Here is a 14,205-nt window from a genome sequence, read left to right as displayed (position 1 = left end):
TCCTTTATTGGTGCACCGTCGGCACGATCTGTAGTCGTCGCTTTGCGGGCTTTCTTACGCGCTCACCGCCGAACTCGTAACCATCGGCCTTCGCATCGAAGGCGAGTGCGCCCACGTCGGCTTCCGACCCGTCCCGCACGAGAGCCTGCCGCAGTCGTGGGTACGTCGCGGCGACGGCGTCCGTGGTGTAAATCTTCGCGGTCGCATACCGAGCCGCGATCTCGTCAGCGACGATAGGCGACAGAGCGCGAATTTTCTCCATTGCCGTCTCCGGGCTAATCATCGGCCTGCCGGCATAACCCGGCTCTTTCATGATCACGAAGGCGTTGCGCATCTCGAGCTGCGCAAGCTCGCGGACGTTATCGATCAGATCCCGGCGCGTCGTCGGATCGATCGTTATCTGCTGTCCCGACTCGAAGGTATTAAAGGTGTTCCTAACCAGATCCAGACGAAGGCTATTGAGCAGACCGACCGCGTCAGCCGCCCGGATCAAGGGGTGAAGCCGCTTCTGATCGGCATTGAAGGCCGGCTTGCCGTCCTCCTTCGCAGCCGATTTGAGTGTCACGAAAGCTTTCTCGCTCGAGGGCAACTTGGACAGAAACAGCTGTGCATCCGCATCCCGGAAGGTCTTCACCAGATTGTCGTAGCTAGCGACGTCCTGATTATATCTACCGTTGCTCTGGCCCATGAAGTCCCAGAACTTCGTGGTCACATCCGAAGTCCGTGTTGGATCCTTGATGAAGCGACGAAAGAAGACGCTATCGTCCCAGTTAGCGGCCGGTGCGTCCTGGTCGACCCCCTGTGATAGCGCCATGGCGTCCCGGCCCCAGGTGCCGAAGCCGGCTCCGATGGCGTAGTCGACTTTGATCGGCGACACCCCGATCGTGCGGCCGATGTACTTGGCGAGGGCGCTGGTTCGGTCCGTGTACTGCTCGGCCGGCGTTCGACGCGCGATCGTATCGGGAACGATATCGCGGCCCGTGAATAGGCTCTTGCCCGTCGCCAGTTCGATCGGCGTCCTGATGATCGGAATGTCGGTCAGGGGATTCGGCGGCGCCAGGACGTCCCACGCAGCCTGCACAAACTGCGAGGCCGCACGCGGATCGTCCTGCACGAACCGCTGATAGGCGTACTCGCCGGCCGTGAAGCCGAGACTGAGCTCGAAGGGCTTCGGCACTAGCAGGACCTTCCCGCCGACGGGGATCACCAGGTGCGTGCCCCTCAGTTGAGGGCTGGCGTCTCGGTAAGCTTCGCTGTCGGCATTGAGGGCGGCCCATCCAGCGCCTAGCACGGCGCCGACACCGAACACCTTCCCCCACGAGGCCAGCGCATTCCGGAATGCAGGCGCGTCAGTCGCAAGCACCTGGTCGCCCCGGGCTCGGTCGACAACTGGCTGCACCATGGTCCGATAGGCCTTGTCGAGGCCTTGCAAATGCGCATTGATGAATGGGACATAGCGCCGGACCGCCTCCGTGCGTGATCCATGTCGGGAGAAGTCGAGAAGGTCCGTCGCCTGAAAGGCCGCTTCGATCATTGCCTCATAGTCGGACAAGCCTTCCAGCTTCTTGGCCTCGAACACCTTGCCGAAAACCGAGTTTCGGGTACCCGCCTCCGTGAAGGACGCCAGCTCCATGGCGCCCTTCAGCGTGGTCACGCGGTTGACCAGGTAGCCCTTCTTAGCGAGCGCATCGACGTCCGCTTCGATCGCACGCTCGACCGGGGCGATCGATGAGCCAGGCGAGACGCCGCCTCCGACACCGTAGAGGCGCGCCGCTTCGCTTTGCGTGAACTCGCCATGGATGCCCTTCAGTCCGCTCGCGATTGGAACGTAGTCGCTGCGCAGAAGTGCTGTCGCGAACTGGTCCCTCACATAGTTCGACAGAGCAAAGGTCGGATTGGTCACGATGCCCGTCCGCACAACCGATGACGAGGCTGCAATCACCTCGGAAAACAGGTCGGTCATCTTGGCAGGCAGCGCCGTTACCAGCTCATAGAGCGGCAGTCCCTCGGTTTCCGACATGAAGCGCGCAGCGCGCAGCTCGCCGCCTTCCTTGTAGAAGACGATCGGCTCACCCCGTTTGCCGGTCGGCTCCATCTTGAAAAAGGAGCCGACGACCGGGTCTTGGCCGAAAACATCCGTGAGGGCGCCCGTGATGAAGGCGGTGTCGTCGGCATCAATCCCGTGCTTCCTGGCGAGCCGCTCGACCGCCTCGGCCAGGTCGAACTTGTATTGCCGAGCTTCCTGGGCTGGCACGCGCTCGACATATTTGCCACCCGCAAGCTTGGCCTGTTCGGCCAACCGTACAAACGATCGAATGACATCATTGTGCTGCAGCGTCCGGTTCACCAGAAATGTTTGGAGCATGATGGACTCGATCGGGTCTTTGATGTCCCGCGAGGAGCCCGTCATCCGCTTAACCACCTGCGTCATGCCGGGGCCCTCGGATGAGGATTCGAAGCCCGATCCAGCCAGCGGCTTGTCCGAAAGGTCCCGCATGAACGGGACGTAAAATTCCTCCCTGCCAAGCTTTTCGAATAGATCGGCCGGGATCAGGCCGCCCTCATAGGCCTTACGCAGCAGCTCGCGCGTATACGCGTGCACCATCTCGGAGGCCTGACGAAACGCCGGATTAGCCGCCTCGAGATCCGCCATAGCTCGCGCCGCGTCTCCGACGGAGAAGGCCGCCGGCGGGTTCAGAAGCTGGCCGTTCTTGAACTTGCGCCACAGCACCTCCGCACGCCGCGCAACCAAGTACGTGCTGAATTCGTCCTTCTTGACCGGATCCCATTTGCCCCAGCCTCCGGAATTCCGACCGCCTGTCGCTGTCTCGAGCGCAGCCGACAACGACGGCCCTTCTGGGGTGGTCGCATGATAAGGGCGCACCCCCTCCATCATGTCACCGATTGCGGCTTGCTGCGATCGCCCTGCCAGGCGCATCAGGATGTCGGGATTGTCCGCCGCCTTGAGATCGAGGGGCTTTCCAGTTTGTTCGCTGATCGCTCGCGCCAAATCGCGTACGGCCGTGGCCACAGGTGCGCGCTCGTCGAGGATCGCGCGGTACGCGTTCTGCAGGACCGACTTGACGACGACGGGCAAGCCGTCCTCGCGCACGGCCGCGATACCCTTCGCAATCAGACCATGTGGCTCCTCGTCGACGCTGCGCACCACCGTGCCGATCGCGTTCACGGACGGGGCGTCAAGATAGGCCCTGTATGCCTCGCCGGCCCGATCAAGTGTGGCCAGCAGGTCGGGCGCTCGCTTCCGCATAAAGTCGCGGAAGGCATTGGTAAATTGCGGGGCGTTCTGCTCGGCCCAGGCCGGGTTGCCGATGTAGCGGCGAACGAACTCAGCAAATCCTTCTTTCACGTAGACCGAAGGGTCATACGCCCTGGGATCGGTTACCATGGGCCGGAGTTCGCCGCCGAACCGCTCGGTCAAGTCGGTGAGGTCCTGACCGATCTTATATTCGATCGCGTGTCCAGCTTCGTGCGCGACCACCTCGAAATCCGGCACTTCCCGCACACGGACAACCCCCGTGCCCGGAGTGAACACTCCGAGTGCGGCCCGCGGCCTCACGCGGCCCTCTCGCAACGGAAAGTCCAGGTGCTTGGCTAGATCCATTGCCTGCTGTTGCAGGCTCCGAATAGCGAATTGACGCTGCGGGGCCTGCATCTCTGGGACCGTCGCCAGCGCTGTCCCCGTATCACTTTCCGCGGAAACCCCTTCACTCGGCCTCGCCTTCTCCATCGGGAGACGACCACCGCTTTGGCGGCTGCTGAGCGCCGCTAGCTCGGCTGGCGAAGCCGCCGATATTTGCCTGTTATCGGAACCTTGCCTCGGAGCCGCGGCGCCTTCGCTGGTCGCGCCGCCGCGCTTGGTCAGGTCGGCGGACTCAATTCGACCTGGTGCTCCTTGATCGCTTCCAGCGAGCGGCTCTCGAGGTCCGCGGCCGCGGATCGCAGCGTCTTGTCGTTGTATGCGTCTGCCACGCGCCGTGCCGTGCGCGCCATAACCAGGGCCGCTGGTGAGGAAAAGCCCACTCTCATCGCTTCGTTTGACATAACCCTCTGCTCCTTTGCCCGCTGCTAGCTTCTGCACGTCGCGGGCAGTCACCGGCACGAGGCCAAGATCGAGTCCAGCATCGGCGGTCACTTTGCGCGCCTCTTCGGCGTAGAACCGCAGAGCATCGGAGATCCGCTGGCCAGCGGCAGCGCGTCGGCCAGACGGATCGTAGAACATCCGCATGAACGCTTCCACCGGTTCGCTGAGCCGATCGAAAGCATCCTGTTGATCAAAGTGCGATTGGAGCTTCGTGCCCTTCGCTCGCAGATCCGCTGTGCGCTGTACCGCCTCCAGGAGCTCGGGCGTCAGGTCCATGTCGGCGCGGACGAGGCCCGCCTCGATTTCGGCCCGCATCTTCGCCCAGTGCGGCGCAGCCGAGACGAGGGCGTTCGAAATGCTCCTGCTGTCGTCGGTCAGGGACTCGGCAATGCGCGTGAGCACATGCGCATTGCCGTAGGCGCGGGCCAGCACGGCGTTTCGAATCCGGGTGAGCCCTTCGGCGGACAGCCCTCCACCAGCATCAAGCATGGCAGCGCGCTCGGTCGGCGGCAGCTTCGCCACGAACGCGCGAGTGAAATCGCGGTTCGCCAGCGCGCCCAGGTCGTCGGCGTTGCGGATCAGATCGAGGATTTCGGTCGGAAGCAGGCGAGCGTCGGCCAGTGCGCGTTCCGGCGCGGAGAGGCCAAGGGAAGCTGACTGGTTTGCCGCAACCGTGAAGGCTTGCCGTTCTTCCGGCGACAACTCAGTGAGGCGGACGCGAACCAGCACAGGCTCCCGGAAGTGGGAAAGGTCAACACCCTGCTGGGACAGCCATTCGCGGTATCGCTGCGCGGCTTCCCCTCCCTCCTGGTAGGCGCGGCGGATGGCCATGACGCGGCCGTTACCGCTTTCCACCATTGTATCGGGCCCAACGATGGGGGCGCCGCGATCCGCCTCAGACGACAGGCCTAAACGTTCAGGATCGAGGCGGTTGGCAATATCGGCGATCTGCGCTTGGCTCGCTGCCCGGTCACGGTCGCGCGGCTGCAGAGTTTGCTCGAAACCTGCATCCGACGATGCCTTCAGGTCCGAGGCCTCGATCACCCGCGGCTCGACGTCAATCGAGCGCCCGTCGGCTACTGCCACCCTATGGCGGATCAGATTGGGAACCGCATCACCAGGCAGCCCAGCTGCTCCGATGCGAGCTACTGGCGCGGGAGCCGAGCGAGCAACAGGTGATTGGGGAGCACCCGAGCGCTCCATCGGGGCCGACAGAAAATCGGCGAGCTCGCGCATCTGCGCGTCGACGATTTCTCTGGCGTCATGCCCGCCACCGTAGCGCCGGACCCGCTCTCGAAATGCTTCCTTGAGAAATTCTTGCGGATCGCGACCGGCCTTCTTTTCCTCATTTAGCGCGGTCAAGATCGTCAGCACGGACTCACGCTGCCGCGAATTCATGCTCGACCAATCGTGCGCCTTGGGAATTTCGCGCACTGCCGACGCAACGGCGGCAATGGCATCTTCCCGACCGTTCTCGACATCCTGAAGATTGTGAGCGAGATCGTGCCAATTTTCGGCGACCGAGTGTTCGGACCACCCCTGCCCGTTCAGCCAATTTTCGTCTGCGTCCGAGAGCCCGACCTCACGTTCCAGCTTGTCGATCTGAGCGTCCAGCGTCCGCGCTTCGTCGTCTCGGGCGTTATCCCAGGCACGATCAGACTGCTTGTGAAGCTTGCGCCACTCGTCAGCTCGATCGCCGAAGATCTCGTCCTCAACACGACGCTGCTGCTGCTCGAGATCAACTGCAACTTGGCGAGCTCGCTCCGCGGACAATTCCCCGCCCATCGCGAGATCGAGAGGATCAGGAGCTTCCGGCGGCGGCCGATGCGCCGTAGGTTCGCTCTTCCCTGCACCTCCGCTAGGCAGATCAACTGGCCGAGCTGATCCATCTGACACTTTCGATAATGGGGGTTTATCAGAAGTTTGACCCTCAGGCTGGATGCCGGCAGCCCCCGCGGACTGATCCCGAGCCTGACCAACCGATGCCGCGTCGCTCGCCACTCCTCCGGTCGCGGTCTCGCTCGTGGCAGCCTGCTCCGACACGGCGCCACCTGCACCGGTCTCCAGCCCACTTTCAAAGGTTGTAGGTTGCACGCTCTCAGTAACTGCGCTCGCGAACTGCGGATCTTCGCTCGCCAGGCCGGCATGGATAATCTTGATGCGCGTCGAGGATAGCAGCTCGCCTCCAACGTGCAGACCTCCGCCGATTACGGCGCCTGTTCCGATCGCCCAACCGGTATCCGACAGGCTGTAGTTTTTCCGCACTCCACCGGCAATCTCGAAACCCTGGACGATAGGATTGAAGATGCCCGTAATGACGCCCTGCTTAACGGCCGCCGAGAGCGTCCGAACGGCTAGGTTGACTCCCTTTCCCGCGCCGCCAAGCAAGTTCTCAGGGCTAAGCAGGCCGCCGGCGAGTTGTCCACCGAATGCGGCCATACCTTCGACGGTTGTGTCCCAGGGACGGATGGCGTCGTATCGAGCCAGATCAGCGATAATGGCCGCGTATTTCGATCTTTGTTCGTCCCGCCATTTGGCAACCTCTCCGTCGGAAAGTGCCGGCAAGTCCACCATTGCAGAGCTCGGCGCAGATGCGTTTCGGCCTTGAGCCATAGCGGCCGACTGTCGGAGTTCCTCCGTGATCTTTTCTCCAGCACCAACGACCTTCGCGAGCCCAGCCAACGTCGTCGAGCCGTTCAGCGTGCCGCGATAGAACGAATGGACCGCGTTGAGCCTGGCCCGTTCTATCAGTCCAGCCTCGCCCGCGTCCGGGTCCGTATCGAACTGGTCAAAGTGATTACTCGACGATGGTCCTTCCTCGTTCGGCACAGTCGGGTTCGGCGCCGGCGCGTAGCGCGCCGCCTGTTGAGTGTGAAGGCTCTCCGCATAGCGCGTGGCACTCTCGGGGTTATCGAATTTGCCCAGGTGCTTACCAGTGCTCCTAAACTGTGCGACAGCCTCGTCATTCGACATGATGCGACCATCGTCGCTCACGGTCGGGATCAACGTTTCCTTTCCATCGACATTCACGCCGATCGAGCGCACCGTTGAGATCGTACCGTCGTCGTTTTTAACGACAGGACGACTATTGAGATCGATATTCCCGGTCTCCAACAAACCAGCGACATCATCAGCCATCATCGCACCGGATAGTTGTCGAGGATCTTCTTTGCCTCGCCCGAGCCGTATTTTCGATCAAAGTCGGCCGACAGCCTTGGGTTCGCACGAAGGTCGATGATGGCTCGCGTCGGAATCGTCAAACCATCCGCCCGCGGCGCCGGCTGCGTCGCTTGCATCGGACCCATGCCATACCCCGGCACGGAATAGTTGGGATCGAATGGCGCCGCAGCTGATACAGCACGCTCGGCGGCACTCACCTCGGCGATTGCGTTCGACGCTCTCGCTTCTCCCTCGTCAGGCAACTGCCCGAGCCCCAGCTTCTTCACGAGCCTAGCAGCGACCTGCGCCACCTCGTTATCGACCTTATGCACACGCAATGCATAGGCAAATGCCTGATCGGCATGGTCGCCGTAGATGTCTTGGAACTTGGTTGCCATGGCGGTTAGCACATCGCGCTCCTGACCCAGCAGCATCGTCCGCAGAGGCTTCGTCAACGTGAGTGCCTCGGCCTGCGTAATCGGCGATTGATTTTCCTTGGGAATGCCTGCCCTTGTCTGGGCAGCGAGGCGCGCCTCGACTATCGCTTTGACCGAGCCTGGGTCTGCCGGCGCAATTTCGGCGGCCTTCACCATCGGATCCGTTTTGACAGATTCCGCCGGGTCCACGTCGCGCTGCTTCCGAAGCTTCGCCGCCGCCGCGCTCGCAGCCGTGTACACGGCTTGCTTTCGGTCGAAATCAATATCGCCCGGCTTGGGTTCAATCGAGAGCAGCCGCTCATCGATCTGCCTATCGCTCAGCGACGGAAGATCATGCGTGGCTGACCATGTCGCCAGCGCATCGTCCCGGTCATCTGCCCATTTCTGGGCCGCGGCTGAGCCAAGCGCACGCTGCACACGATAAGGATTGAGATCGTCGACGCCACGCCCCGTGGTCAGCATGGACGTCAGGTCGCTCTTCACAAGCCCGTCGACCCGCTGGGTCTCAAGCGCGGTTTCAGCCTCCTCGTGGGAATACCGTCGCCCAAGATACGTCAGCGTCGCGGCCTCGAGCGCTGGACCAGCGTTTCCGCCTTGCAGAAGATCTCGGGCACGAGAAAAGGCCTCCGACTTCTCTGGGAGGGCGCGGCCCGTTGCGGCATCGACTTTCTGTTCCCACAGCTGAGAGAATTGACGACTGGTGACGTTCTCCACGCTGCCAAACCGCGCTTTGTCACGGTCCGGGATATTTCCCCAGATCGCAGCCTTTGCCCACGCTTCCCCCTTTTGCTGGCCCTCCTTCGTCGAGAGCATGCTCTGCCAGGCCGCCCGATCGGGATTTGCCATGTGAGCGGCGAAGCCACCCGCGCCCTGCTGATGCACGAGATACATCTCCGCTGCTGTCGGCATGCGTCCGTATTTCAAACCGAATTCGCCGGCTTCATCTGAAAGCTTGCGAGCGGTCGCACGAAGATTGTCGCGCGCGTTGAAGATGTCCCCACTGCCGTATTTCTGAAACTGCTCGTCGGAAAGCTGCCCGAGTCCTTTATAGCTGCCCTTGACGGCTCTTGGATCTCCCGAGCTCTCGATCCGAATGACTCCGCGTAGAATTGCTGGATCGAGGCCGGCTATAGACGCCGCACGGTCAATCTCATCATTGAGAAGCGACGGCATTGGAGATTGTCCAAGAGCCTTGTCGCCGATTTCCCGTCCGACCTGTTGCGTTCGAATGGGCTTAAGGAATGCACCCGTGTCCGCAGCGCTTTGTGCATCCATCTGATTGCGGTATCTAGCGAACATCGCAATTGCTGCGTCAGGATTTTCGCCAGCCGCCTCTTTGATGATGCGCAAAAGATTTCGGCCACGGTTCTTCTGGACCTCAGCATCGATCGCCTCGGCGTCATAGCCCTTTCGCGCAAACAGATTGCGAACGGCTTCGTCCGATCCGTTCAGAGCAACTTCCATTCCACTGGAATCGTTGTTCTGGGCCGCAGAAGACGCCACACCACCTAGGCTCGCGGCACGATCAGCTTCCGTCTTGTCGGCCCATCCTCGCTCTTGACGAGCAGCGTGCTGCGCGGCGTATCCATAGTACTTCCCGACTAGGTACTGCCCCTGCTTTGCGACTTGAGCTTTTTCGTATGGGCTCGGAGCCTGCTCCATTGCTTGCTTGAAATAGTCGTCTAGATCCTTCTTGTATTCCGGCAGCGCCATCGACGCGGCCTTGCCTTCCAAGCTCGCAAATTTCTCATGCCGATCCGTAACTTTGTCGGCGAGCCAAGTGCCCAGCTCCGCTGAATGGACCTCATTTTGCTGACGCGCCGCATCCGTGGCGATGTTCAGCCCGACGTCGGCGGCTTTCTCCAATCCTGCGCCGAATGTCTCGAGCCCCTGGGCGATCCCACCACCGAACATGCCAGCGTCGGCGGAGATTCGCTCACGCGCTCCAGTGCCTCCGACGCCCGGATTATTGAGCGGATACGGCGTGTATTCGAGCGGATGCCCCATCGTCTAGAAGTACCCTCTACGGACCGCGCCGGCTGACCTTCGATAACACCCGATTATCGGATGCTCGGCCGGCACTTCTAGTCGCGTCGATGCCTTTCTAGACCGCGCACATCGCGAGGCGAACCGCTCAATGTCGTGGGAAAATTCGTACGATAAAAATTACTGTCGGCATCGCTCGCCTCGCGGCACACCCTTTGTGTTCAACGGCAATCGTTTCGCCCCGTGCTTCGCATCATCTGAGCCGAAGTCCTCAACAATTTTGGCTTTCAGAGCCCCCGTCCCCCTTCCTCAAATTTTCCACACGCATCGACGGCGGCCGACCAGTGACGCACCAATGAGGGGCGCGCATGGCTCGGGGCGATCAAGAGACCGCTATGGTCAGCCGCGACTTGGACAGCTGAGATTCGGCCGGACGGTGTTGGACAACATGGGTCGTCCGGCCAACCTCTTGAGGAAGCGTGACAATCTACGGCTTGGACGGCTTGGACGGCTTTTGCGTGTCTCTTTCCACACTCGGCCACATCATCACACTCGCAGTGCGATGCATTCACGGGACGTTCTGCCAACTCTGCACGCTCTCTCTGACACCCCTCTCTTTTTAAAGAATAGAGCCGTCCAAGCCGTCCAAGCCGTCCAAAACCCTTTGTTTGGTAGTGGGATCGGTGAAGTCGTTGAGCCGTCCGACGCCGTCCAATGTTGACCAGTCGCCGACCGCCCAACCCGCTCATTCGGAATCATCGCGACACACTGCTGCCGAATTCGACCGTTGATCGCACTCGCCAATCCAGGCGATTCAATTTGATTCCGCCGACGCCACATTTCTCTCAGTGATCGGTTCAGGCGCGCGGCATCACTGCACCCCTGCAGTTCATGCAGAGCGCGCCCCTCAAAGACGGTTCTGCGAACTGGGGGAGTCCTTATGAGTACGAAAAGTCGAATTGCTGCCCTAGTTTCGCGCTGCTCGACAACAGGGTGCAGAAGACGCCCTCGGACAACGTGTCGGAAAACTGAGATCAAGGGGCGCGGGGAAAGCCAAAGTTACCATCGCAGCCAGCGACGAAGATCAAGAGGCCAATTGGCCCCTCGCTCGGAGATAGAACACAGCCATGAGGCGTCGACGAGCCACAGCGTCAACCCGCACTTCCGCCAGAGGCTCAATTGAGCCTCTGGTCGGGTCGACGAATTGTGGCGGGTGCAACAAATGGTGTGACGAGTGGCGTCGTACGACTTCGAGCATGTGCTAAATTGAGCACTTGCTCGTTCGAGCGCACCGTTTTTTTCGTACAGGGTGCCGAATGCTCCCGCTGTTCCAAGTGGGTACAGCGGGACTTTTTGAGCTACGCCGAGCCATCCTCCGCCAATTGGCGGAGTTTCCGCGCAGGCAGCAAAGCGCAAATTTGCGCCTTGCTCATAGCTTGGGCCGCGGAGAAAAAAGGATCACATTGGCACCGCAAATACCTTCGCGCGATCGCGAATTGGGCGGCTGCAACGCTGGCGACAACGTGGCTGGGGCGATCCCAAGCAGGATCATGATGTGACGCAATGCGGCTTTGCTGCGAATGGCGAGTACATCGCCGGCAACTGCCTCGCTGAGCTCGCGAGAGCACACGACCCGCCGCACGTCTTTGTCGGATAAGCTGGCAAGCCATGCTTCTACTTCGGGGTATTGAGCGACAGGGCGCTGAGGCGCCGGCGCATCCAGGCTGTCGAGCATCCTCAGTTCCGCTTCAGCGGGCCCGCCCGATGCTCGCTCATCTTTCGACATCGCTCTCCTCCTCCTCGTTGGTGGCGGGCTCCGGCGGCGGCACGATCGTAATCGTTCTCGATCCAGAGTGCCGGCGTTCAACCTTGAAGCCTCGAGACTTCAACAGCGGCGAGATGCGATCAATGCGGTTGCCGAGCCCTTGCGCAGTTGTCGGCCAACTCCGCTGCTTTCGAACCCCATCCGAGACCAGATCCGAGGCGTTCAGCCTGGTCAGCAGCTCGGTAGCCGTGCACGTCAGCCCATCAGGGAAGTCCCTCCGGACGACCTTGCCGATCGCCACGGCGACCGAGTCGGCCTCATATGCAGATTCTGTTATCTCTTCCCTATTCGCTCGCACGACCTTTTGGAAGCTGCCCGCGTCCCATCCCAAACCGGATTCCGCTGCTGTCACGAGCTTCTCAAAGTCGGCCATCCGGCCCGACCGCTCTAACTTCGTCTGTGGCAGGTTGCGCAACGCCGCCGACATCGCGCTCAAAAGGGCACCCAGCAACCGCGGGCGGGCACGCGCGAAGTTTGCCCAGATCTCGTCCTCGGGCTGACGCTCGCCCTCCGGTATGGCGCGCAGGTGCACCGTCAAGGCACGGTCAGCCAAGTCGGCCCGATCTGTCAGAAGCGGAATGCCATTCAGCATGATGGGGCGCTGCCCTTCAAAGATCGTCTCATCCCGATCCGTGTGGAGCGTTCGCGTAGCATATCCACCTCCGGTCGAGAGCCGGCACAGAGCATCTGCCAGCCAGGGAGGCACATTCGATAGGTTGTCGAAGCCGAGGATGTGGCTATTCGAAGCCGAGACGATCAGATTATGGTCGTCCTTCGGCACCGACCGGATTGCCGCAGCACTCGGGTCGACGAGTTCGCGCAGCATTCGCGAGGCCATCGACTTACCCGAGCCCTGTTCTCCGTTCAGCACCAGGATCGGGTACGGGCCCTTCGGGCGAAGCGTGGCCACAAGCCAGCCTACAATCAGCATCCACTGATCTTCAGGCACGTTCAGGTAGGAGCGCAGCTCTTCGATCATTCCACCTGCTTCGGGCTCTTGCATCGGCCGCAGCGAAGCCGGCCGCATAAATTTGACGGGCGCCGCAACGACTGTTCGCCAGTCGCTTCTGTTGATCTCAACGGACCGCCATCTCGCGTCGCATAAATCGAGGTAAATCTTGCCAGCGTGCTCCCCTACCCGGGTGAAAGGTTTGTACTGGCGTCCATCATGCACGGCGCGCGCTTCGAGAATTCTGATCGCGTCCTCCAGAGACTGCCCGCCGATCGCCCGCCCGGTAGCCTGATAATATCGACCCGACAGCCACATTCGGAATTCGCGGGATTTGAGCGGCCAGTTTTCCTGATGCGAGTTCACAGGAAACGTCGCATATGCCAGCCGGTTCGCGTCGTGCCAAAACTCACAGCAGTCGGTCAGGTCGATAACGACATCCCTCTGCGTTGACCGACGCCGGCCGCTATCGCCAGCATCTCCGGCGCCGCCACCATTGGGAGCAAGTCGCGCATCGGCAACGAGCTGAGCGGCTTGCGCCGATGTCCACCCAGCGGTCAGCGCATCGTCAGCATCCCAGCCTGTGACCACGCCAGGCGGAGGCGAAATGATGGTGATGGGTTCAGCACCGGCGGCTCGCGCCAGCTTCGCCACGTCCTCAGCATATTGGAGTCCGGCGGCGTCACTATCCGGCCAGATCGTCACTGCTCGCCCGCGCAGCGTCGACCAGTCTGCTTTCGACGCGCTCTTCGATCCGTTCGGAGAGGTGACGACCACCATGTCGAGCAGAAGCTGTGCTGCAGCATCTGCAGCTTTCTCGCCCTCGGTTACCAGCACCGGCGCCTGTAGCCGCTCGGCCAACCGATCCAACCCATACAGCGGCCGTTTGCCGGGCCAGCTCTTGAACTTCCACTCGGGCTTTGCGTCCTCCGTGACGCGACCGAATGTAAGGGGGAGGAATTGCTTTCCGTCCGCGGTATTGAAGCGTCGTACAAAGCCGAGAAGCCGCCCCGCCTCATCACGATACGTCCAGGTGCCGGCCGGCTTGCCAAAGCGGGAATGAGATGCCGGCGGCCGCGGCGCATCGTCGGGCACTGGCACGATCGAATGCCATTCGGATCGAGACCGCCGCGACGACGATTGCCCTTCTCCAAGCGGAGCAAATGCGTCGTTATCGTTCATACGGATCGATCCCGAGCATTGCAGCCACGCGGACCGCCGCATCGCCTTGCTTGAGCTTGTGGATGTAGGCCGCCAGGCTGATTAAATCGCCGCCACCATCGCCCGTCGCGAAGTCCGACCAGCGACCGGTTTGAAGGTTGACCTTGAACGACCCTTTCTTGGCGTCCAATCGGGTGGGGTTGATAGCAACCCACTCGCGGCCCTCTCTCCGTCCGTCGGGTAGCCACCGCTCGACGATCCGTCCGCAGTTCGACACGGCGGCTTCCGCAATACGGTCGAACGCTATCTTGCGCGTTGTCTTGCCCGGCATCGGATTCTCAGGCGTTCGGCTGAGGCCAGGATCCGGCCTCGGGATCGCCTCCAACTAAACAGAGCAAGGATCGAACGTTCACAACGCGTCGCCGGCCAACGGACTTCGTTTGCAGCCGACCAGCAGCCATATGCGCGTACAAAGTCGTTCGGCTCAATCCAGTTGCACGACAGGCCTCCTGGACCGTGCACACGGGTCGCTGCGCGAACGGTATCTCTGCTTGTCCTGACATGAATCGTTCCTTCCTGACGACCG

5 protein-coding genes are annotated in these 14,205 nt (G+C 61.5%); all 5 read right to left on the bottom strand.

The window, feature by feature from the left end; genetic code table 11:
- Positions 1 to 4: 4 nt before the first annotated feature.
- The 5 genes from QA645_RS19470 to QA645_RS19450 all read right to left on the bottom strand — a co-directional run bounded on the left by QA645_RS19470 (position 5) and on the right by QA645_RS19450 (position 13,950).
- Entirely contained in the window at positions 5 to 7,240 is a 7,236-nt protein-coding gene (locus tag QA645_RS19470; RefSeq protein WP_283052330.1) for an LPD38 domain-containing protein, read from the bottom strand.
- Entirely contained in the window at positions 7,240 to 9,705 is a 2,466-nt protein-coding gene (locus QA645_RS19465) for a hypothetical protein (RefSeq protein WP_283052328.1), read from the bottom strand. Before QA645_RS19465 ends, QA645_RS19470 begins: the two co-directional genes overlap by 1 nt.
- A 1,408-nt stretch (positions 9,706 to 11,113) precedes the next feature.
- Complete coding sequence (locus QA645_RS19460; RefSeq protein ID WP_283052326.1) at positions 11,114 to 11,470, bottom strand: hypothetical protein; 357 nt, start codon at positions 11,468 to 11,470, stop codon at positions 11,114 to 11,116.
- Positions 11,457 to 13,640, bottom strand: a complete 2,184-nt coding sequence (locus QA645_RS19455) for an ATP-binding protein (RefSeq protein WP_283052324.1) — start codon at positions 13,638 to 13,640, stop codon at positions 11,457 to 11,459. The genes QA645_RS19460 and QA645_RS19455 overlap by 14 nt, the downstream gene beginning before the upstream one ends.
- Positions 13,630 to 13,950, bottom strand: a complete 321-nt coding sequence (locus tag QA645_RS19450; protein WP_283052322.1) for a hypothetical protein — start codon at positions 13,948 to 13,950, stop codon at positions 13,630 to 13,632. The genes QA645_RS19455 and QA645_RS19450 overlap by 11 nt, the downstream gene beginning before the upstream one ends.
- Positions 13,951 to 14,205 lie beyond the last annotated feature (255 nt).

Origin of the sequence: Bradyrhizobium sp. CIAT3101 (assembly GCF_029714945.1) — a bacterium.
Classification (GTDB): domain Bacteria; phylum Pseudomonadota; class Alphaproteobacteria; order Rhizobiales; family Xanthobacteraceae; genus Bradyrhizobium.
This window is presented reverse-complemented; position numbering and strand designations above follow the sequence as displayed.

Coding starts and splice junctions, on each gene's coding strand:
- QA645_RS19470 (WP_283052330.1), bottom strand. CDS start 7,240: ATGGCTGATGATGTCGCTGGTTTGTTGGAGACCGGGAATATCGATCTC.
- QA645_RS19465 (WP_283052328.1), bottom strand. CDS start 9,705: ATGGGGCATCCGCTCGAATACACGCCGTATCCGCTCAATAATCCGGGC.
- QA645_RS19460 (WP_283052326.1), bottom strand. CDS start 11,470: ATGTCGAAAGATGAGCGAGCATCGGGCGGGCCCGCTGAAGCGGAACTG.
- QA645_RS19455 (WP_283052324.1), bottom strand. CDS start 13,640: ATGAACGATAACGACGCATTTGCTCCGCTTGGAGAAGGGCAATCGTCG.
- QA645_RS19450 (WP_283052322.1), bottom strand. CDS start 13,950: ATGCCGGGCAAGACAACGCGCAAGATAGCGTTCGACCGTATTGCGGAA.